Below are 20,477 nucleotides of genomic sequence, written 5' to 3'. Positions count from 1 at the left end.
CTTCCATTATAGCAAGGTTCCAGCTTCCACGGGGAAACTAAATCGCTTAATTTATTTTATTATTGCCTGCGCAGCTTCCTTGCCCTGTCTGATGCAATCCGGAAGACCAACGCCATCGAACGCCGCTCCTGTCATCCAAACGCCGGGCAATTCCTGTTCAAAACGCTCCCGAAGCTGCTTCATATTCGATAGATGTCCCACCGGATATTGCGGCATTGAGCGCGGAAGTCTCGTAATTTCTACAAACTCCGGCTCTGCTGTAATACCCATCGTTTCTTCAATATCACACCGCACTGCTTTTATCAGCTCAGCATCTGGCAATTTAACGCTTTCCTCATGGCCAGACCTGCCGACATAGCAGCGCAGCAGCACCTTATCGCTTGGACTCGTATGCAGCCATTTGTTCGATGTCCATGTACATGCCGTAATATGCAGCCCCTCCGAGCGAGGCACCACAAATCCTGATCCGTCAAAATCAAGCCCAAACGTCGACTTATTGAACGCGAGCACCACATTGGCTACCGATACATAATTAATCGCCCGAAGCTCGCTGCAATCCGTCAACGGCTCAAGCAGCTCCGCCGCATCGTAAGCGGGTGCCGTCATCACGATTCGATCAGCCTGAAGCCTCTCTCCGCTGCTCAACACAACCTCATAGCGCCCTTCTTCACTAAGCTCCGACGAGCTATAGGCTTCATTGCGGCGAATTTCCGTCACCTTCGTGCCAAGTCGTCTATCTGCACGACTAAGCGCTTGATCAAGCGCCATAACAAGAGTAGACAAACCGCCCTTGAACGTCAGGAACGTGCCTCCCTTTGCAGCGGCTGGCAGTGCGCCGGCAGCAGCACTCGCCTTACGGTTAAACATCATGCCGCGAATAAGGCTGCCGTGCTTGCGCTCTGCTGCCGCAAACTGCGGAAAGGTTGCCTGCAAGCTCAGCTTCTTCAAATCACCCGCATATATGCCAGCTAACAGCGGCTCAGCGATGCGGCGCATCACTTGATTGCCCACCCGTCTCTCCAAGAAGCTGCCAAGCGACTCATCGCTCTGTTCCTTTCGAACCGGCAGCACCAAATCCTGCAATGCGCGCAGCTTGCCGCCCCAAGACAATAACCCCGTCCTGACGAACGGTCCAATCTCTGTCGGAATGCCAAGCACGAGACCTTGCGGCATGGGGAACAGCTTTCGCTCATGCAAAATATACGTTTTTTTTGCTCCCGGATTTGTAGTGGTCAGCTCGTCCTCAAGACCAAGCTCCGTCGCCAGATCAATGATGGCCAGCTTGCGCGCCAAAAAAGAATCCGGTCCCTTCTCGATGACGAAGCCGTCACGCTGCAGCGTATTAATTTTTCCGCCAAGGGCAGGAGCACCGTCTACGATGGTTATTTCAATCTCCTTGCCTTGCCGCTCCGCTTCCCGCTGCAAATAAAAAGCGGAGCTCAGTCCGCTGATCCCTCCGCCAATAATGACAATTCGATCAGGGTTTCCGATTCTCCGCATCTCATTCATTCCTTCCCTTGGCTGGCCAATGCTTCAATGACCGATTCCGCCAATGTTTCCATATATAATGGATCGCGATTCAGCATCGCAATTCTGTCTAATGTCATGTCCAGTTGTTTTGCTGAAGCCTGCGCTTCAATATCAAGGTCATACAATACTTCCAAGTGATCGGACACGAAGCCTACAGGAGCAACGAGTACCGCTTTGACGCCTTCCTCTGCAAGAACAGGCAATGTTTCCAAAATATCCGGTCCGAGCCAAGGGTCCCTCGTCCGTCCCGCGCTCTGCCAAGTAAACTGCCAATCCTTCATATTAGCCGCTTTCGCAACCGCCGCGGACGTTTCAAGCAATTGCTGTTCATAAGGATCGCCAAGCTCACGAATTTTCTCAGGCAAGCTGTGAGCGCTGAACAGCACCTTCACCTTTTCTTCGCCATCCGTAGCGGCAGCAAGTCTGCCTAATCCATCAACAACTCGGTCCGTTAGTGCTTGAAGCAGCTTCGGATGCATATGGTACTGCTTGACGAAGGTCATCGCAATACCTTGCTCCTTCGCCTTCTCATCCGCGCGCTTAATGTAGCTTCCTACACTCATTGTCGAGAAATGCGGCGCGAGCACGATGCCTACCGCCTGCGTAATGCCGTCATTAGCCATTTGCTCCACACCGTCTTCAATATAAGGCTTTGCATGCTTCAAGCCCTGATAGCAGACGAACTCGCCAGGCGCCAGCTGCTCCAGCTTGTCCTGAAGCCCAGCTACTTGTCCGTTTGTATTTTCCCGCAGCGGGAAAACCCCTCCTACGATCGCTTCATAACGGCCTTTCAGCTCAGCAAGCAGCTCAGGCGTAGGCGCGTTTCCGCGTCTGATATGCGTGTAATACGTCTCAACATCATCCATGGACTCCGGCGTTCCATAGGACATAACGAGTACGCCGATTGGTTTCTCTTTATGCTCAGACATGACTTGCCTCCTTTTGGCTGCGTGCTGCGATTGCTTTCTTGGAATAAGATTGGACGAATGCAGTCAGTTCAGCAAGCTTGTCAATCGATGCTTCAGGGAATAGGCCGTGCCCAAGGTTGAAAATAAAGCCTGGATCTTCAATGCCGCTATCGATAATTTCCTTTGCATACTCTTCAATAACGCTAATAGGCGCAGTTAGAACCGTAGGATCCAGATTGCCCTGAACGGCAAATCCGTTATCCAGTCTCCGGCGGCCTTCCGCTATCGATACGCGCCAATCCAGACCAATCACATTCGCTTTCACTTGATGCAGTTCAGGCAGCAGTTCTCCTGAGCTTACCCCTGGAAAATAAATCTTCGGCTGCGGCAAATCCGAAAGCTCCGCAAAAATTCGCTCGATCGTCGGCAGAACAAACTTGCGGAAATCAGCAGGTGTCAACGCGCCTACCCAGCTGTCAAACAACTGGAACGCTTTGCCGCCGGCTGCCATATGGGCGCGCAAATAAGTAATGACCATATCACCAAGCTTGCGCATCAGCTCATGCCAGAGCGCAGGCTCGCTGTACATCATTTCTTTCGTTCGCAAATAGTTTTTTGACGGTCTTCCTTCAATTAAATAGCTTGCAATCGTAAATGGCGCTCCCGCAAACGTTATTAGCGGCACCTCAAGCTCACGGTCTAGTATACGAATCGTTTCAATGACATGGCTAAGATCGCCTTCCACATCGATTGGCTTCAAACGCTCAACGTCAGCAGCAGAGCGGATCGGATTCGCGATAACCGGCCCGATATTCGCAACGATATCAAAGTCAATGCCGATCGAAGCGACGGGGTTCATAATATCCGAATATAAAATCGCGGCATCAACGCCCAGCTTGCGAATCGGCATCAACGTTACTTCCGCCGCCAATTCCGACTGCTTGCATATTTCAAGCAACGAGTATTTTTCTTTTATTTTGCGATAATCAGGATCGTATCTTCCTGCCTGCCGCATGTACCATACAGGTATTTGATCTACGTGTTCCTTCCAGCAAGCCCGTATGAAACGGTCGTTATAAGACATTCCCGTTCCCCATTTCTATGTATTTTCCTATGCTTCCATTATGCCCTTTTTCATCAAACCTAACAACCGCCGCTAATCCACTTCCTATGACAATAGTATGACAATCGGCTTCTTAAGCTGATTTATGCTCTGCTGCTTCCGTTTCGCTGGCTTTACGGAAAGCATCCGCAAATTGCGGCAGGATATAGGCTTCGATACTCAATCGAAGTTGAAGCAATGGTTTGTCCTTCTTGATGAAAGGAAAGGTGTATAGGTCCAGATGGTCCTTATCTATATCTTCCTTGGTTAAATCACTGAAACTCCACTCTTTCAAAGCGAACAACCGCTCTTGCTTTTGCATATTATCGATGAAAAGAAGGAGGTTAGGCAAATGTCCATAAACATTTACCTTAAAAGTAGTTGTAACCGTGCCGTCTTCCGACACGTTTTTCTTTACTGCAGAATCCTCTTCATTGCCACTCGGTTGAGTAATCAATCCTAATGGAGCTTCCGAAGCACCACCAAGATGAAAAAGTAAAATCAGCGTATCTGAATCCGATCTTTCAACAGGCACACGATCGGTCAACTGTTGAAGCTGTTTTTCTGATACCTTTTCATTCGTATACTCGGTTTTCATCGTTTCCAGCGTCACATTTTTCTGATCAACGCCTTGTCTTGCCAGCTTCAAGCTCTCTAGCTCTGGCAATAGATAAAAGTAAAGCGCAGCAGCGTTCAAGCTAATACATACCGCGACCACAACTATAAATATAATTTGCCCTCTCGTAAGCGGCTTCTTGGAGGCCTTCAGCTTATTTGACTCCATCGTTACTGAGCTCCTTTGGCAGAGGCAGGCGCAATTTCAAGCATTAATTTGTACACTTCTATTTTTTTCTTCTTGATCGCAGTCCCGCCCTCCTTATTAGTTGGTACGGCTTCCAATGTCGTTTGCTCGTCTCTTTTTTTGTAGAATGAGGTTAGCATAACCTCCTTAAGGCTATCTTCAACCTCAAGCTTCTGCATATACGTAATAACATCTAACTCGTTATTGAAATCAATCTCCATATTTATAATTTGTTTTTCTCCGTAGGTTATTTCTACGATTTTAGATGACGAAGGTAAATTCCCGATAATAGCTTTCAAATAAGGCTTCCAATCAATGCGCGCTTCCTCAAGCTTTTCAATAATTTGCATTGCTTGCTTATAACCCTCTACCTTGGCCTTCAAATCTCCGTTCTCGCGAATTTGGCTCATTTCCAGATCCAGTCGCGAGCTTTCCTGATCTACTCTACCCGCCTCTTTATGCCAGGTTGTTACTAAGTAAAACTGAAAGGCAGGCAAAATAATCACCAATAACAAAAGCAGAAGCGTAAGCATTAGCTTGCGGGGGCTGAACTTTGACTTGGCAGGCAATAAGTTAATGGATTTCATACTTCCTGACCCCTCAATGCTAGGCCAAGCGGTACGGCATAAGCAGGAACACTCCAGTTAGAATTGTTTTCTGCTACCGATAGCATAGACCAATCCAGTATCGTTACCGGAGGATTAAGGCTGTCATCCATTAATGCAGCAAGCTTCGCCAATTCAGGTATATCCCCGGAGAGCATAATTCTATTGAATGACTTTTCTCCCTTATTCATATTGTAAAAGAAAAAATTCATTAAACGCTCCAGCTCTGCTATTAAATCTTGAGCCGCATTCAAGAAGGTTTGTTCCGGGCTAGAAAAGTTGTTCAGCCATGAATTTTGCTCAGAGTCAAATTCCGATTCCGTGATCAAGGACTTGAATGAAACCTCAACATTGCGCGTTATTTTAAATATGCCCTCATCAATAATCGTAATTTCACAATTTAATTCATTCACATTTACGATTATATTAATGCCTTCGGAGTTGATGCTTCCCCATTCAACTAGTCGCAATAAAGAGAAAGACTTAATCTCGATGCTGCATGGGATTAATTTTATTTTTTCAAATACTTCTACATAGTCCTGCAAAATGCTTGTCGGTGCAGCAACGACCAATACCTCGCATAAACTCGCCTCTTCCGGTGGAACTTGTACATGATCATTAGCTGCTGCTTTGGGCAGTTTAATGAAATCGTAAAAAGGATCGTCGAAAGCCATGCTTAGGTTGTTTTTCATCTCAAACTGCACCAGCTTTTTGAGCCCCTTATGCACGATATCCGGCAGCTTCAAGCTTCTTACCATCACCATTTGGCTAGGGATCGCAAAATGCGCATATCGCGTACCAAAGCGTTTGGTCTCCAATATTTTTTTTAATGCAGCATACAGCTTATCCTTATCGATCACCTTTCCGTCGTCTACTGCGCCAGGAGGCAATTCTATTGTTGAGAAATTAAGCAATTGAACCGACTTTTTACCCTTCTGCTTTATCTCGCAAATCTTCACATGAGAGTCTGTAATTTCAATTCCCAGGGTTTGATGCCCATTCGTTAGTTTTCTAATTATGGATTGCTTCATTTATGATCCCCCTCACTGCAATGAACCTTGTTCACCTTACTTAATGCAAATGCTTTCTTGTGTTTGACCGCTGTCAAGACCGTTTACATACCAGCTAGCCGCATACTGGGGATTAAAATGCGTTTCGCCCCCTACGAAAAAGCCTTTAACTTGATTGCTTTTCCAGTCTTTACCTAAATTATGGAAGGTTGCATCCTTAAAGACCAAGAGCATGCCTCCAATATCCAGGCTTCCTTCAAGGGTCCAATCATTAAACTTTAAATTCGATTTCGAAATCAAATTTCCGCCGATTTTTATCGTAGCAGCAGATTGTACTGTATTTTGAAAGCCTATGTTCCCTTTAGTCACTAAAGAGCCGCCGATGTTGAAGGTCTGTTCCAACGTACTCTCCGCTGTAAAATTCCCTTCGATAATGACGTCGCCTATCACATTAAAACCATGAATCGTATTTTTAAAAAGAAGATTTCCTTTTATATGAATAGATCCCCCAACATGAAAGTTGCTTTGGATTACATCGTAAAAGATCAGATCGTTATTAACGACTACGTCTCTCCCGATTACAAAGGCGTTAACGACGTTCTTGAATTCAAGCGGACCGTTCACTTCCAAGGACCCGCCAATCGAAAATACGCCCTGCACGCCATTGATTGACTCTGCAACAGGATTCATAAACTGCATGCTGCCTTGAACGGTGACATCCTTTTTGATGTCAAAGCTAGTAATGCCATTCGATGCTTTTACATTTCCCTTTACAACCATGCTGCCATTGACATGCCATTTCGAAATCATGTTTGTGTAGTTGATGTCGCCATTAACGATCACATCGCCTTTTACAATTAACGTATTTAAAGTATTGCCGACCGTTAAATTTCCGCCAACAATCAGATCGCCTTCGATCACGATCGTTTCATTCGTGCCATTCTCTCCGATAATGACATTGCCTTTGACAATGACATTTTTTTTGAACGTAATCGTTTTGGCGAATTCGAGTTGCTTGAATCTCAAATTCCCTCCAACTCGCACATCTCCGTCAAACAGCAAATTTGCTTTGACGATATCCTTAAAAAACAAATCCCCGTTAGCAACTACTGCATTTCCGTTACTATCGGCACTGACAACCATATCTTGCGTGATTGTCCCATTAGTTGCATTTCCGCCGCTTATTAAGACATTGCCAGCATGTATAATCGCTGGACCAGATTGGTATTTCAACAGGTCAGCGGAGGTCACTGTGCTGTTAAGCGCAGCAGGCTGAGCAAACCGATTATCCGTAAATACATTCTGAAATGCTCCCACAACGGCATCTGAAGATTTTTTCAAATAATAATCTGCCGTATCGTCAAACCACCCTTTAAACTGCTGATCCGTAAAGCTAGTCATGCTATGCGATACCGGCAGCGGCTGCCCTGTTGCTGGCGATATATAGCATGCTGCAAATAATTTTTGATTTTGTGTTGTGGTATTGTTTTTGAACAAAATCATATTTTGACTAAGCGGCAACGGCGTTGGCGGCAGCGTTGGACCTGCGCTCGGAGTTGGAGTTGGAATAGGTGTAACGATTGGTGTCGGCGTAGGAACATAGAGCGGCTCTAACTCAAATTTCACCTTGCTGGCACGAACCTGATTGCCAACTCCGGCATCCGATTCAAAAATGACAGCGATTGGTTTATTTTGATTGTCCCTGACTAGTTCAGCTTCAACCTGCAACTGGCTCATATCGTTGACGAGTTGGACTAATCTTTCGATGTTTGGACTCGTATTGCTCGCTAAATCAGACAATTTCATTTCCTCATACATTCTTGCAAAAACGGTCATGCCTGAATGCGCCTCGGTAAATGCTATCTCTGAGTTCGCGTTTGTTTTCGCTTGTAGCAGGCCGATACTCGTACTCATAGCAAGCGGAGCAATAACAATGGCAATCATCACGATAAAGCCAAAAACAAGCATCAACGTTCCGCCATTTTCGGACTGTTTAGATTTAATCATTGCCTTTTCCTCCCTCAGCATATTATTCTATGAGTAAATCAATCCGACTACTTTACTATGAGGGAGCGCCAGATGCGGAATCAAAAAGGATTAACCTTGATTGAAATCATGGGCTCGATCACCATATTAGGCATCGCTGTTATAGCAATCACATTCATTCTCCAGCAATCCACACTCCATACAAAATCTAATGAAAAATCAGATGAGGCAGTCGTTGCTGCTAGAAACGTCATGGAGGAAATCAAAAGCAATCTAAGATCGAGCACTGCGCAAATATCTTTATATGGACAAGCGATTTCGCTTTATAATCTTAGGAATCTTTCATCTGCAACGATCTATTATCCGGATAACAGCAATCGCCAATATGAGGTGCAGATTCATTCTTATGCGACCTCACTTGGCACCGTATCGCTTACGGCTGGCCATTCGAAAGACTTAGACGCCATTTTTCGCCGAATTACCGTCACTTCTACTGAGCTGTCCACATCAAAGAAATTCGAATTAGAAGCTATAGTCGAATACAATTAAAGGCGGGTGAGATGATCGAAATGCACAAGTTTATCAAAAATGAAAAAGGACTCACTCTCATCGAAGTTACCGGTGCACTTGTCCTCTCGATCATGATCATCGGCTCATTAATCTACCTGCTCAACTATACCAATATGAGCCTGAATCAAGTATCTGAAAGAGAAAAAACACTTCAGCAATCACGTGATATTATGAGCCAAGTTGTCAAAACCGTCCGTAAAGGCTATGCTCCGTCTCCTTTGGAAAGCAAATCCAGCAATCTGCGATTAATTAGTACCACTGAAGCCGTAGATTATACCTATGACAGTTCTGCCAACACCCTCTCAGTCACCTATTCGCCAATTGATGGGAGCGGACATGTATCTTCCACTCCATCCTCACGCTATACGTTTTCTGACCAGGTTGAAAGCATACTATTTGATGCCAAGGATGGTCGAATCGAAGTTACGCTTGAGATGCAGCTGCCTAATAATACGATTAAAAAGACGTCAACCGTAGTCTATACCACTCAGAGAATCAATTAGTAATACAATGATAAAATACCACTCGATCAAACCGTTCCCCCAGTAATAGGCAGCTAACGCGCCTGCCGCAATATAGGGCCCGAACGGTATTGTTTTGCCCTTTGAATGAGCCCCCGTCGCGATTAAGGCAATCCCTCCAATTAATCCAAATAAACTGGCGAGAAACAGACTGAGCAAGGTAAGCTTAACACCTAAAATTAAGCCAATGAACACGTATAGCTTAACATCGCCTCCACCCATGGTCTCCTTCTTCAACACCCAACTGCCAATGATGCCAATAAGCAGCAAAGCGCCGCTGCCAGCAAGCGCAGCGATGCCATAATTCAATAACGGTAGGGGATGCACGAATAATCGAATGCCTATGGCACCGATTACACCGACCGCCACCACTTTATTTGGAATAATCATATCGGTAAGATCCGTCTGTACGATGATAACGAGGATGCTGATGAAGAATAGTGCAGCTAAAAGTTCTGGCTGCCAGCCTATCACATACGCGGCATGAGCAAACAGAACAGATGCAGCGAGATCGCCAATGGCATAGCGCCAGACAATAGCAGCTTTGCTAGTCGAATGGTTGAGCTTCGAGTATAGAATGGAAAACAGAGGCACTACGGCATACCGTTTAGGTTTTACTTGTTTATTTAAGTCGTAAGTTGGCGGAAAGAACTGCAAAAATCGCCGATCCCAGCGGATCGCGATGGCGTTAAGCATGCCGCTAATAAGCAGCCCAAGAAGTGCAAAAGCAGTTAAAGCTGTTGCGGTCATTCAACCACATCCTTGCTTGAAAAATTTATAGAAAGGCAACCTTGGGAGGTTGCCTTTCTATGCTTAATTAATCAAAATCACGACCTTGTTATTACAATTGTCCAATTACCACTTGTTGTATCTTGTGTAACTGCAATATCAACAGTATCGTCTTCATCATTAAAGGTTGGTGTTTCATTCAAATAGCCCTCAGCCACCAAAGTTGCAACATCAACTTCTTCAACCTCTTCATCAGTTCCTTGGCGATCAACCAAATAACGCAAAGCTGCTTCTTCAATCATTGCTTCACTAGATGCATCAGCTCTTGCTTCTGACTGTGAGATTGTCCCACCAACAGCTGGAATAGCAATCGCAGCAATAATCCCTACGATAACTAACACCGCCAGCAACTCGATAAGTGTAAGGCCCTTTTGATTCCTTTTCAATGCCATTAACATAAACATTCTCCTCTCAATTTTGAAAATATATGATAAAACAAGTAAAACCAAATGTAATGCACAGTCAAGCAGGTACAATATTAGGAGATGTCCCTCTTGGCTGCCATTTTAAAGCTGCTCTGAGCAAGGGATACATCTATGCTCAGAAATAATCAATCTATATATCATTTACAAGTAGCTTTGCATCATTTTAAACGTCGGCATCATAACAGCCGAAACGATAGCCCCTACAACACCTGTCAACAATAAAATCATTAAAGGTTCAAGAAGCGCCTTCAGACGGTCAGCCATTTGATCTACATCGGTTTCGTAGAAATCGGCTACCTTGTCAAGCATGTCCTCCATCGCTCCAGAGCGCTCGCCGATCGCAATCATTTGCACAACCATCGGCGGAAACAGCTTGGATTGCTTTAGCGGTCCCGACATCGCTTCTCCGACGATCACTCTCTCCCTGATATCTGTGAGCACCTTTCCGATTGCCTCGTTGCCAACAACATTTGAGACGATAGTCAACCCTTGTATGAGCGGAATAGCGGCCGCTACAAGCGAGCTGAATGTTCGCGAGAAACGGGCAATCGCTTGCTTATGCCATAACGTTCCAAACACCGGTAATTTGAGAAGCCAGTAATCCACCCTCTGCCTGCTGGCAGCCGTTCGCCGAATAAGCTTCCACACCAAGATTGGCACGAACATCGCGGCGATCACGATATACCAGTAGCTCTGTATGAATTCACTAGCTCCCATGACAATGCGTGTCGGCAAGGGAAGCTCGATCCCCATGCCTGCAAAGCTCTTCACATATTGAGGAATTACAAATATCATCATGAATATTACGACGAAAAACATTACAACGAGCATAAATGCTGGATAGATCATAGCCGACTTCACTTTTTCCCGCGTGTTGCGTTCCTTCTCGTAGAAGACAGCTAGCCGATCAAGCATAGTATCCAAGTTTCCTGCTATTTCGCCAGCATGAACCATACTGACGAATATCGGAGTGAACACAGTCGGGTATACAGAGACCGAATCAGAAAACTGCTTTCCGCCTCGCATTTCTTCTGCAATGACTGTCAAAAGCTTGGAGAAGGTCTTGCTATCCGTCTGTTCACTCAATATCTGTATGGACTCTACTAAGCTGACACCTGCCCGATACATTGTAGCGAGTTGCCTGCAAAATACCGTAAACTGATTTACCTTTACACGCGGACCGCCAAACGATATATCTTTGTATAATAGAGATTTGCTTGTATCGAAAATATCGGTAACCCACAAGCCCTTCTCGCTTAGCGTCTCGCGTGCACGTTGCATCGTGTTGGCCTCAAGCATTCCGGTAGATTTCTTGCCGCTTGAAGTGACCGCTTTGTACCGATATTTCGGCATTATAACAACCCCATTGGAACTCAATTATTAATGCTAAAGCTCTCCGTGGCCGAACATCGCATCCCGCGCATCCTCTAGCTTAACGAGACCCTGCTGCACGAGCTCACGCAAAGCGTATTCCATCGTCTGCATCCCTTGCGACTTTCCCGTTTGCATCACCGAGCGAATTTGGTAAATCTTCTCAGACCGTATCAGATTCGCAACCGCAGGCGTATTGACCAGCACCTCGAAGGCAGCCGTTCTTCCTTTGCCCCCTATTTTAGGCAAAAGCCGCTGCGATATGACACCTACTAGAACAGCCGCTAGCTGTACTCGTATTTGTGCCTGCATCGCAGGCGGGAATACATCTATAATGCGATCAATCGTTTGCGGAGCGTCCGCGGTATGCAGCGTCCCAAATACGAGATGTCCGGTCTCGGCAGCGCTAATCGCCGTACTGATCGTCTCCAAGTCCCGCATCTCGCCGACAAGCACGATATCAGGGTCCTGCCGCAGCGCTGCGCGCAAGCCATTCGAGAAGGTTGTCGTGTCAAGGCCAACCTCTCTCTGATTCACGATAGATTTCTTATGATCGTATATAAACTCGATCGGATCCTCCAGCGTGATGATATGCGCATTTTCCGTCTGATTCAAATGCTCGATAATGGAGGCTAAAGTTGTTGACTTGCCGCTTCCCGTAGGTCCTGTTACTAGCAGCAGCCCCTGCGGCTTTCTGGCGAATTCAGCTGCCATTCGGGGCAGCAGCAGCTCCTCCATGGAAGGTATTCGGCTTGGCACAATTCGAATCGCAAGACCAATGCTTCCCCGCTGCTTATAGGCATTTATTCTGAATCTTGCTAGTCCAGCAACACCGTAGGAGAAGTCGACTTCGCCATTTTGCTGCAGCGTTTCATAGCTCTCGTCTGTCATCAACTGCTTGGCAAGCGCTAACGTATCATTAGGCATTAACACGGTATCATTAACCGGCCTTAATTCACCGTGGATACGAAAAATAATAGGCGAGCTGACTGTAATATGGATATCGGATGCTTGTTTTGAATGAGCTAGATATAGCAGTTCCTCTGCTTGCATGAATTGCACCCTTCCTGCTGGATGTTAACCTACTATTCACTTTGTCCAAGCACACGAAATATCTCGGCAACAGTCGTAAGACCTTCAACCGCTTTCCTCAAGCCATCCTCTAAAATCGGTATCATTCCTTGCTTTATCGCATGCTCGTAATATTCGTTGTCGGATCGCTTGGAAATAATAAGGGATCGAAGCTGATTATCGATTTGCAGCACTTCATGGATGGCCAGCCTTCCCTTATAACCGGTTTGTCCGCATTCTCCGCAGCCAGCGCCTTTGTATAAATGATTAGCATGGATGCCATGACCAGCAAGAAGCTCTAATTCCTCGTTCATCGGCGTATATCGCTGCTTGCAGAGCGGGCAAATCCGTCTAGCAAGTCGCTGCGCGACGATGCAATTCACGGTAGACGAAATAAGAAAGGGTTCTACGCCCATATCGATTAATCGCGTAATCGAATTGACTGCGTTGTTCGTATGTAATGTGCTGAGTACGAGATGTCCGGTCATCGCAGCCCTTACCGATATTTCCGCCGTCTCGGCGTCGCGAATTTCTCCAAGCATTACGATGTTAGGGTCCTGCCGCAAAATAGCCCTCAGCCCCTTGGCGAACGTAAGGCCGGTTAATGGATTTACCTGCACCTGGTTGACGCCCTCAAGCTGAAATTCAACCGGATCCTCGACAGTAATGATATTCACGTCATCTTTATTGAGATGGGCAAGCGCGGAGTATAACGTTGTCGATTTCCCGCTTCCGGTAGGTCCGGTTATGAGCACAACCCCATGGGCCATTTCAATGTTTTTGCGAAAAACCTTCTCATTGCGCTCCGATAATGCTAATTTCGAAATGTCGGCAAGCGAGTTGCCCAGATCCAACACCCGAATAACGATCTTCTCGCCATGAATAGTAGGCAGAGTCGAAACGCGGACATCAACCTTCCGATAATCCACATCAAGCTCAACTCGTCCATCTTGCGGAAGGCGACGCTCGGCAACATTCAAATTGGCCATAATTTTAATACGTGCGACAATTATGCTGTGCATGTTAGGCGGAAGCGTTCGCTCTGTCCTCATCACGCCGTCCACTCGGTAACGAATGCGAAAGCTGCCATTTTGCGGATCCAAGTGAATATCGCTCGCTCCCAATTGAACGGCTTGCAAAATAACTTGGTTGACGGTTTTGACGACTGGAGAATCCTCATCCTGTATAGCATGATCCTCATCTAGATCTCTTAGCTGCAAATTTTGAGTGATCTGCTCGATCGTATCCTGCAGACCATAATAGCGATTAATGGCGCGCATAAGCTCATCTTTAGATGCAATGACTGGTTCAACTCTAAGCCCGGTGGCAATCCGAATTTCATCAATTGCAAAGTAGTCCAGCGGATCAGCCATGGCTAGAACCAGCTTATTGCCATCCATCCGAATCGGCATGACACAATGTTGGCTTGCTAGCTTTTGAGAGATAAGCTGTATAATTTTAGGATCAATCTTTTGACGATAGATTTGCACATGAGGAATACCGAGCTGGAATTCCAACACCTCAATAAATTGCTGCTGCGTAATGTACCCTTTGGAAATTAATACATCGCCGAGCCTTATTTTTAATTCCCGCTGCTGAACTAATGCCTGCTGCAACTGCTCTTCGGTAATTACGCCAGACTCGACTAGCAAATCTCCTATTCGCTTACGGGTAACTGACATAATTTTCACCTACTATCAAATAGATTTCAAGATTGTAGAATTAATTGTGTTCAATTTGCCTTATATAAAACAAATTCCAAAACAAAAATGATACTTAAGACCTATTGTTATCGTAAATGTAGGAGTATTTTACCAATAAATAGTTTGTTGTTTTTCGTATATAGTCCTTAAGAACCAATAACATTGTACTAGTGGGAAGAATATTGGCGGTATGTGTCGAATGCTACTTTTATTTTACTACATTTTGACTTAAATTGTGCTACTTTTTTTCATTTCAAAAAATAAACTTCATCGATATAAATAATTGAATAACAAAATCATAGCCGCTAGCGATATCGCTTTCATTATGAGTAAGCTCCCTTGAGGAATTGGACATTCGGATTATGTTATACTTTGCTTATGGAACAATGGAAAAAAAATCTGGTCGTGTTGTGGTTCGGACAGTTTCTCGTTATGGCTGGGATGACGATGATCATTCCGTTCTTGTCTCTTTATTTGCAATTCGATTTAGGCTTATCGGATAAGCATGAGATCGGCGTTTGGGCTGGATTTATTTTTGCCGGAAACTTTGTAACGTCATTTATTTTCCAACCGATATGGGGCAAAATGGCCGACCGATACGGTCGTAAAATGATGCTGCTTCGCTCAGGCTTCGGCATGTCGATCGTTATGGTATTGATGGGCTTTGCCACCAATCCGTGGCATCTGCTGCTGCTTCGAATGGTAAATGGTACGATTTCTGGCTTTAATCCTGCTTCAATTGCTTTGATCTCGGCAACGACACCAAAAAATCGGATGGGCTTCGCGATGGGTACGATTCAATCCGGGGGTATTGCGGGTACGATTCTTGGACCATTCATCGGCGGTTTAATGGCGGACACTATCGGTTTCCGCCCCATTTTCTATTTGACGGGGGCTTTGCTTTTTGCGGCTTCGCTGCTTGCTTTGTTCGTCGTAAAAGAGCCCTTTGACCGGATGAAGGCCGCTGCTCGCGAGCAGGCTTCCGTTATTGAAGGATTTCGGAAGCTGAGCGTAATTCCGCAGCTAACGGCATTGTTCGCGGTCACCTTCCTCATCCAATTTGCGATGATGAGTCCGATGACGCTTATTCCGCTCTACGTGCAGGAGCTTCACGGCACAACCGCTAACCTTGCTTTCTTTGCCGGCTTTGTTGGCTCAGTAACAGGTCTCTCCAATTTGGTAGCCTCGCCGCTGCTTGGGAAGCTTAGCGACCGAATTGGCGCTGAGCGTGTGCTTGGGGTCGCGCTTGTTGGAGCCTCGCTTGCTTTTATCCCGCAAGCTTTGGCTGGAACGGTCTGGCAATTGCTGCTTGCGCGCTTTGTGCTTGGCATTTTTCTTGGGGGGCTTATTCCAGCGGTAAACTCCCTTATTCGCAAATACACACCGGACGGCATGGAGAGCCGTTCCTACAGTTTTAACACCAGCACAATGAGCCTCGGCAACATGATCGGTCCGATTACTGGCGGCGCCCTCTCCGGCTGGATCGGTATTCAAGGCTTATTCGTCCTCTCCGCGGTCATGCTAATGATTAACGCAGGGTGGGTATGGCAGTCGCTGCTGCGCAAGCGGCCACAGAAACAACAAGGCAAGGACGGCTGACGCCGTTCAATAGCAATGACGACGTGACGTGAGATGTTGGAGTATAACCAATCTCTCATGTCACTTTTCTTTTTGTGCGGCAGCTCGTCAGCATGTACATCGTCACCTTTCAGCACCATCTTTCTCGGTACGTTCATAGTTGCTTACAGCCAGCTTTCGACCAGCCGCACACGCCGAACTCACGCTGCAAGCGCACATACGTGCTCCTGTCTTTCAGAACACACAGAATTGTTGAATGGGCATCACAACCACCCTACAGCAACAAAAAAAAGCACTGTCCCCCTTCAATAAAATACGAAGTGGCTCAGTGCTTTCTTATTAAATTCATTTGACGATTGCAATCGCAAGACCGTCATATCCGGGCAGCACTGTGCTCTGCAGCCGTTCATCCGACGCGATCATCTCATTAAAGGAACGTACAGCGCGAACCGATGGCCCCTCTTTGGCTGGATCGATCGTTCTGCCTCGCAGCAAAATATTATCGCCTACAATGATAGCGCCAGGATTTGCTAAAGCAATCGCATAATCCAGATAAACCGGGTAGCCTTCTTTATCCGCATCAATAAAGAAGAATTCGAATTTTCGGCCAGATGACTTCAGCTCCTCCAAGCTTTGCTTCGCGTCGCCTACCATGTAGTCTACCTTATCCCCCAACCCCGCCGCTTCCATATGAATCTTGGCTAGATCCGCATAGTTTTGCAGAAGCTCAAGCGATACCAGCTTGCCGCCCTCTCGCAGCCCGCGTGCCAAGCAAATGCCGCTATATCCGCCAAGCGCCCCTATTTCAACGATATTCTCAGCCTTCGATAACGATACTAGCATTGTAAGCAGCCTGCCATAGCCGTCAGCAACCGATATATCGGGCATTCCGTTCGCTGCTATTCCTGCTTTTGCGCGCTCAAGATCGGCATCTGCTCCATAAAGCGAATCCACATATTGTTCGTTCTGCAACATTGTTCTTCTCTCTCCAATTTTACAATTTGTAATAACAACCTAGTTTGTCCTATACTTGATTGTAAGTTTTTGTTCACGGGGTTACAAGCTTTCGCCTTTAATGCGACAGCTTCTGTCGCCAAGAATTGATGAAAAGAGAGTGTAAAATGGAAAAGTTACAGCTAATCGCAACCGCACCGATGGGGCTTGAGGCGGTTGTCGCACGCGAGCTGAAGGATTTGGGCTATACCGATCTTCAAGTAGAAAACGGACGCGTGAATTTCACAGGCGGTCCGATCGATATTTGCCGCACCAACCTGTGGCTGCGTACAGCAGGCAGAATTCTTATTAAAATGGGAGATTTCTCTGCAACCACATTCGACGAGCTGTTCGAAGGCACAAAAGCGCTCGATTGGCCGACGTGGATTCCGAATGACGGCGAATTTCCCGTTAACGGCCGTTCGCAAAAGTCACAGCTTACAAGCGTTCCAGCCTGCCAAAGCATCGTTAAAAAAGCGGTAGTCGATAAAATGAGCGATCGTTACGGTACCGAATGGTTCCCCGAGGACGGCGGACGTTATGTTATTGAAGTTACGCTGATGAATGATCAGGCGATGCTTACTCTCGATACGACAGGCGACGGCTTGCATAAACGGGGCTACCGTAAAATAGCTACCGAAGCTCCGATTCGGGAGACGCTTGCCGCAGCGCTCGTTTCGCTTAGCCGCTGGCGTCCTGAACGACCGCTTTATGACCCGTTTTGCGGGTCCGGCACAATTTTAATAGAGGCTGCAATGATTGGATGGAATATTGCACCAGGACTTCGGCGAAGCTTTAATAGTGAGGGCTGGCCGCTTATTCCGAATGAGCTATGGGAAGAAGCCCGCGATGAAGCCTTTGATTTAGTGAAGGATGATATCCCGCTTCAAATTGCCGGTTCTGATATTGACCCCGGCGCCATTGAGATTGCGGAGGCTAACATTAAGAAAGCTGGATTTGGCAAAGAGATCAAGCTCTCCGTACAACCCGTCGCCAAGGTGAAGCTGCAAGGCGATTATGGCGTGATCATTACGAATCCGCCATATGGCGAACGGCTCGGCGATGATGTGCAAGCGGAGGCAGCGCTTCGCCAATTCGGTTTAACGGCTCTGCACTATCCGACATGGTCGTATTTCTCGATCAGCCCGTCAACGACGCTTGAGAATTATTTCAACCGTCCGGCGGACAAGAAGCGAAAGCTTTTCAACGGCCGCATTGAATGCAACTACCTGCAATTTTTCGGCCCGCTTCCCCCTCGCGGAAATCGGCAGTAAAGGAATAGAAAGGATATTTCACTTATGCTATCTAGTAGGCAAACGCCATTACGCCATGGCATGAGCACAGTTCTTATTTGGCTTGAGCGTCTTAAAGCTGCCGACCTGCTGCTGTTTGCTGGCGTAATGCTTGCCAAGCTGTATTTGTATTCGGAAATTCTTCATGTCGCTAATATGAAAATGACCGACAAAGACGCTCTGATTGAGCTCGGTGCCGTGCTGCTTTTCAGCTTTTGGACGATATGGCTGCCCGCACGCGGGCGGATTATTTCTCTTATCGCACTAAATGTGATCGCATCCTTTGTTTTATATGCCGATCTCATTTATTATCGATACTTTCAAGATTTAATATCAGTCCCTGTACTGCTTCAATTCAGCCAAGTCGATTCTCTCGGCGATAGCATCGGAACGCTGCTGCGCGCTAAAGATTTTTTGCTTTTCCTTGACTGGATAGTAATTGTACCGTTTGCGTTCTACGCGATATGGAGAGGCCGCGGTGATCTTCGCCGGGCAAATGAGCATCGTCGGAAGACTGCCATTTGGCAAAAAGCGATCGTCCGCGTCGTGCTGAGCGCAGTCATTTTTGTAATCGGCTCATCGCTTGTATTCACCAATGTGAATGAAGCCAAGCGTACGTGGGCGCAAGGCGTATTTGTCGGCAACTGGTGGAACCTGTCCATCTATAATGTTACCGGGGCGCTTGGCTTTCACGGCTATGACGTATATCGGTACGTGAAGCAGCACTGGCTCGACGCTGAGACCGTTACGGCCGAACAATCCTCCGAAGCTCAAAAATGGATCGAAACGCGAGGCGATCTTCGCGGCAAGCTCGAGGAGGACGCGCTATTCGGCGCCTATAAAGGCAGCAACGTCTTAATGATTCAGCTAGAAGCGTTCCAAAACTTTATGATCAACAAATCGATTGGCGGTCAAGAGATTACGCCTAATTTGAATGAGCTTACCCGGCAAAGCGCGTATTTCAGCCAGTTTTACCATCAAACGGCCCAAGGAAGAACGTCGGACGCTGATTTTACCGCAAACTGCTCGATGCAGCCAGTAGCGAACGGCTCCGTGTTCATCCAATATGCGCCGAATGAGTTCGATTGCATGTCCAAAACGTTGAAGGAAAACGATTATGGGACATCCGTTTTTCATTCCTATGAGGGCGGCTTCTGGAATCGGAATACGATGTATCACAATATGCAATACGATCAGTTTTACAGCTTAAAGCATTTTACGCTGGATGAGAAGATCGGCTGGGCGCTTGGCGACAAGTCTTTCTTCAGGCAATCGCTGGATGTCATATCCGAGCAGAAGCGGCCCTTCTACTCGTTCCTGATTACCCTCTCCAGCCATCACCCCTACACGATGCCTCCAGAGGAGAAAAAACTTGAACTAGGTGAGCTAAAAGGCACGATGATGGGCGATTACTTGCAGGCGATTCATTATGTGGATGCCGCGCTCGGCGAGCTTATCGATCGCATGAAGAAGGAAGGCCTCTGGAACAACACTATTCTGGCGATGTACGGGGATCACGACAATTCCATTAAGGATTGGTCGCTGTTCGAGACCTTCCTTGGCAAGGAGCTTAATGATCTTGAGCGCCAAATGATTTTGAAGCAGGTTCCTTTTCTTGTTCATTTGCCTGGGGATGAGCATGCTGGCACCTATACACAGGTTGGCGGACAGCTTGATGTAACGCCTACGATTATGCACCTGCTTGGCATTTCGACCGCTGATCAATACTTGATTGGAACGCCGCTTCTGACCGACAAACCGCTTACTGGCAAAAAAGTCGTGTTAAGAAACGGTGCATTCACCGATGGTGCCTTCTACTTCAAGCCCTCTACCGATGGTGTCGCGAGGAACGGAACCTGCTGGAACATTCAAAACAGCGCACCCGGCGAAATGAACGCATGCTTAAGCGAATACGAGAGCGCGCGCACCGAGCTGAACATGTCCGACCAAATCGTCATGAACGATTTAATCGATGACTTCAAGGAACAAACGGCTACGGAAGCGCGTGGCAATAGCGACTTGGAAACCGCTCGGCGTTAATAAATGGCAATGTCTCAGTTAAGGCTGACAGAACCCTTGAAGCACTCCGTTACTCCGTTAAGTAAACGATGTAATTTGTGTTACACCATTCTATTGCACAAACTACAACGTAACGTCTCCGTGTGCTAAGTTAGCTTATGAAGATGCCTCCTCCATAGCAGGGGCGACCAGCATAATAACG

The 20,477-nt window shown here is 46.7% G+C and carries 18 protein-coding genes; 5 read left to right on the top strand and 13 right to left on the bottom strand.

Going from position 1 to position 20,477, the window contains the following annotated elements:
* Positions 1–51 precede the first annotated feature (51 nt).
* The 7 genes from hemG to AC1TPC_RS22025 form a co-directional block, all read right to left on the bottom strand.
* Positions 52–1,500, bottom strand: coding sequence for a protoporphyrinogen oxidase (gene hemG, locus AC1TPC_RS22055; protein ID WP_482068960.1), 1,449 nt, complete (start codon positions 1,498–1,500; stop codon positions 52–54).
* A gap of 5 nt (positions 1,501–1,505) precedes the next feature.
* Positions 1,506–2,459 carry a ferrochelatase gene (hemH, locus tag AC1TPC_RS22050; RefSeq protein ID WP_482068959.1) on the bottom strand — a complete coding sequence of 318 codons (954 nt, stop codon included), beginning with the start codon at positions 2,457–2,459 and terminating at the stop codon, positions 1,506–1,508.
* The gene (hemE, locus tag AC1TPC_RS22045; protein ID WP_482068958.1) at positions 2,452–3,522 is read right to left on the bottom strand and encodes a uroporphyrinogen decarboxylase; all 1,071 of its coding nucleotides are present in this window, start codon (positions 3,520–3,522) and stop codon (positions 2,452–2,454) included. The genes hemH and hemE overlap by 8 nt, the downstream gene beginning before the upstream one ends.
* Before the next feature lie 112 nt (positions 3,523–3,634).
* Complete coding sequence (locus AC1TPC_RS22040; RefSeq protein ID WP_482068957.1) at positions 3,635–4,324, bottom strand: hypothetical protein; 690 nt, start codon at positions 4,322–4,324, stop codon at positions 3,635–3,637.
* A 2-nt stretch (positions 4,325–4,326) separates the two neighbouring features.
* Positions 4,327–4,929 carry a hypothetical protein gene (locus AC1TPC_RS22035; RefSeq protein WP_482068956.1) on the bottom strand — a complete coding sequence of 201 codons (603 nt, stop codon included), beginning with the start codon at positions 4,927–4,929 and terminating at the stop codon, positions 4,327–4,329.
* Positions 4,926–5,978: a type IV pilus biogenesis protein PilM gene (gene pilM / locus AC1TPC_RS22030; RefSeq protein ID WP_482068955.1), complete on the bottom strand. Its 1,053-nt coding sequence runs from the start codon at positions 5,976–5,978 to the stop codon at positions 4,926–4,928. Before pilM ends, AC1TPC_RS22035 begins: the two co-directional genes overlap by 4 nt.
* A gap of 36 nt (positions 5,979–6,014) precedes the next feature.
* Positions 6,015–7,964: a bactofilin family protein gene (locus AC1TPC_RS22025; protein WP_482068954.1), complete on the bottom strand. Its 1,950-nt coding sequence runs from the start codon at positions 7,962–7,964 to the stop codon at positions 6,015–6,017.
* Positions 7,965–8,036: 72 nt separating this feature from the next.
* Between AC1TPC_RS22025 and AC1TPC_RS22020 the strand changes: the two genes are divergently transcribed.
* On the top strand, positions 8,037–8,492 hold the full coding sequence (locus AC1TPC_RS22020) for a type IV pilus modification PilV family protein (RefSeq protein ID WP_482068953.1): 456 nt from the start codon (positions 8,037–8,039) through the stop codon (positions 8,490–8,492).
* Positions 8,493–8,503: 11 nt separating this feature from the next.
* Positions 8,504–9,016 carry a hypothetical protein gene (locus AC1TPC_RS22015; protein WP_482068952.1) on the top strand — a complete coding sequence of 171 codons (513 nt, stop codon included), beginning with the start codon at positions 8,504–8,506 and terminating at the stop codon, positions 9,014–9,016.
* On the opposite strand, the gene AC1TPC_RS22010 is transcribed toward AC1TPC_RS22015, so the two are convergent.
* The 5 genes from AC1TPC_RS22010 to AC1TPC_RS21990 form a co-directional block, all read right to left on the bottom strand.
* Positions 8,981–9,784 carry a prepilin peptidase gene (locus AC1TPC_RS22010; protein WP_482068951.1) on the bottom strand — a complete coding sequence of 268 codons (804 nt, stop codon included), beginning with the start codon at positions 9,782–9,784 and terminating at the stop codon, positions 8,981–8,983. The two genes, AC1TPC_RS22015 and AC1TPC_RS22010, sit on opposite strands and share 36 nt — an antisense overlap.
* A gap of 77 nt (positions 9,785–9,861) precedes the next feature.
* Positions 9,862–10,221: a prepilin-type N-terminal cleavage/methylation domain-containing protein gene (locus AC1TPC_RS22005; RefSeq protein ID WP_482068950.1), complete on the bottom strand. Its 360-nt coding sequence runs from the start codon at positions 10,219–10,221 to the stop codon at positions 9,862–9,864.
* A 168-nt stretch (positions 10,222–10,389) separates the two neighbouring features.
* Complete coding sequence (locus AC1TPC_RS22000) at positions 10,390–11,601, bottom strand: type II secretion system F family protein (RefSeq protein ID WP_482068949.1); 1,212 nt, start codon at positions 11,599–11,601, stop codon at positions 10,390–10,392.
* Between the two features lie 33 nt (positions 11,602–11,634).
* Positions 11,635–12,672: a type IV pilus twitching motility protein PilT gene (locus tag AC1TPC_RS21995; RefSeq protein ID WP_482068948.1), complete on the bottom strand. Its 1,038-nt coding sequence runs from the start codon at positions 12,670–12,672 to the stop codon at positions 11,635–11,637.
* A 32-nt stretch (positions 12,673–12,704) separates the two neighbouring features.
* Complete coding sequence (locus tag AC1TPC_RS21990; protein WP_482068947.1) at positions 12,705–14,372, bottom strand: GspE/PulE family protein; 1,668 nt, start codon at positions 14,370–14,372, stop codon at positions 12,705–12,707.
* Between the two features lie 399 nt (positions 14,373–14,771).
* Here AC1TPC_RS21990 and AC1TPC_RS21985 point away from each other — a divergent pair, with 399 nt between their 5' ends.
* Positions 14,772–15,992, top strand: a complete 1,221-nt coding sequence (locus tag AC1TPC_RS21985; protein ID WP_482068946.1) for an MFS transporter — start codon at positions 14,772–14,774, stop codon at positions 15,990–15,992.
* 324 nt (positions 15,993–16,316) lie between these two features.
* Here the strand turns inward: AC1TPC_RS21985 and AC1TPC_RS21980 are convergent, their stop codons facing one another.
* On the bottom strand, positions 16,317–16,946 hold the full coding sequence (locus AC1TPC_RS21980) for an O-methyltransferase (protein WP_482068945.1): 630 nt from the start codon (positions 16,944–16,946) through the stop codon (positions 16,317–16,319).
* Between the two features lie 146 nt (positions 16,947–17,092).
* Here AC1TPC_RS21980 and AC1TPC_RS21975 point away from each other — a divergent pair, with 146 nt between their 5' ends.
* Entirely contained in the window at positions 17,093–18,238 is a 1,146-nt protein-coding gene (locus tag AC1TPC_RS21975; RefSeq protein ID WP_482068944.1) for a THUMP domain-containing class I SAM-dependent RNA methyltransferase, read from the top strand.
* 24 nt (positions 18,239–18,262) lie between these two features.
* Positions 18,263–20,296, top strand: coding sequence for an LTA synthase family protein (locus AC1TPC_RS21970; RefSeq protein WP_482068943.1), 2,034 nt, complete (start codon positions 18,263–18,265; stop codon positions 20,294–20,296).
* The last annotated feature ends 181 nt before the right edge of the window (positions 20,297–20,477 follow it).

This window comes from Paenibacillus sp. Y280, from assembly GCF_056786335.1.
Note: the sequence above shows the minus strand (reverse complement) of the source record. Positions and strands in the feature narration are given on the sequence as shown.

Bases quoted from the DNA above. Each gene is read 5' to 3' on its own strand.
- hemG (WP_482068960.1), bottom strand. From the start codon at position 1,500: ATGCGGAGAATCGGAAACCCTGATCGAATTGTCATTATTGGCGGAGGG.
- hemH (WP_482068959.1), bottom strand. From the start codon at position 2,459: ATGTCTGAGCATAAAGAGAAACCAATCGGCGTACTCGTTATGTCCTAT.
- hemE (WP_482068958.1), bottom strand. From the start codon at position 3,522: ATGTCTTATAACGACCGTTTCATACGGGCTTGCTGGAAGGAACACGTA.
- AC1TPC_RS22040 (WP_482068957.1), bottom strand. From the start codon at position 4,324: ATGGAGTCAAATAAGCTGAAGGCCTCCAAGAAGCCGCTTACGAGAGGG.
- AC1TPC_RS22035 (WP_482068956.1), bottom strand. From the start codon at position 4,929: ATGAAATCCATTAACTTATTGCCTGCCAAGTCAAAGTTCAGCCCCCGC.
- pilM (WP_482068955.1), bottom strand. From the start codon at position 5,978: ATGAAGCAATCCATAATTAGAAAACTAACGAATGGGCATCAAACCCTG.
- AC1TPC_RS22025 (WP_482068954.1), bottom strand. From the start codon at position 7,964: ATGATTAAATCTAAACAGTCCGAAAATGGCGGAACGTTGATGCTTGTT.
- AC1TPC_RS22020 (WP_482068953.1), top strand. From the start codon at position 8,037: ATGCGGAATCAAAAAGGATTAACCTTGATTGAAATCATGGGCTCGATC.
- AC1TPC_RS22015 (WP_482068952.1), top strand. From the start codon at position 8,504: ATGATCGAAATGCACAAGTTTATCAAAAATGAAAAAGGACTCACTCTC.
- AC1TPC_RS22010 (WP_482068951.1), bottom strand. From the start codon at position 9,784: ATGACCGCAACAGCTTTAACTGCTTTTGCACTTCTTGGGCTGCTTATT.
- AC1TPC_RS22005 (WP_482068950.1), bottom strand. From the start codon at position 10,221: ATGTTAATGGCATTGAAAAGGAATCAAAAGGGCCTTACACTTATCGAG.
- AC1TPC_RS22000 (WP_482068949.1), bottom strand. From the start codon at position 11,601: ATGCCGAAATATCGGTACAAAGCGGTCACTTCAAGCGGCAAGAAATCT.
- AC1TPC_RS21995 (WP_482068948.1), bottom strand. From the start codon at position 12,672: ATGCAAGCAGAGGAACTGCTATATCTAGCTCATTCAAAACAAGCATCC.
- AC1TPC_RS21990 (WP_482068947.1), bottom strand. From the start codon at position 14,372: ATGTCAGTTACCCGTAAGCGAATAGGAGATTTGCTAGTCGAGTCTGGC.
- AC1TPC_RS21985 (WP_482068946.1), top strand. From the start codon at position 14,772: ATGGAACAATGGAAAAAAAATCTGGTCGTGTTGTGGTTCGGACAGTTT.
- AC1TPC_RS21980 (WP_482068945.1), bottom strand. From the start codon at position 16,946: ATGTTGCAGAACGAACAATATGTGGATTCGCTTTATGGAGCAGATGCC.
- AC1TPC_RS21975 (WP_482068944.1), top strand. From the start codon at position 17,093: ATGGAAAAGTTACAGCTAATCGCAACCGCACCGATGGGGCTTGAGGCG.
- AC1TPC_RS21970 (WP_482068943.1), top strand. From the start codon at position 18,263: ATGCTATCTAGTAGGCAAACGCCATTACGCCATGGCATGAGCACAGTT.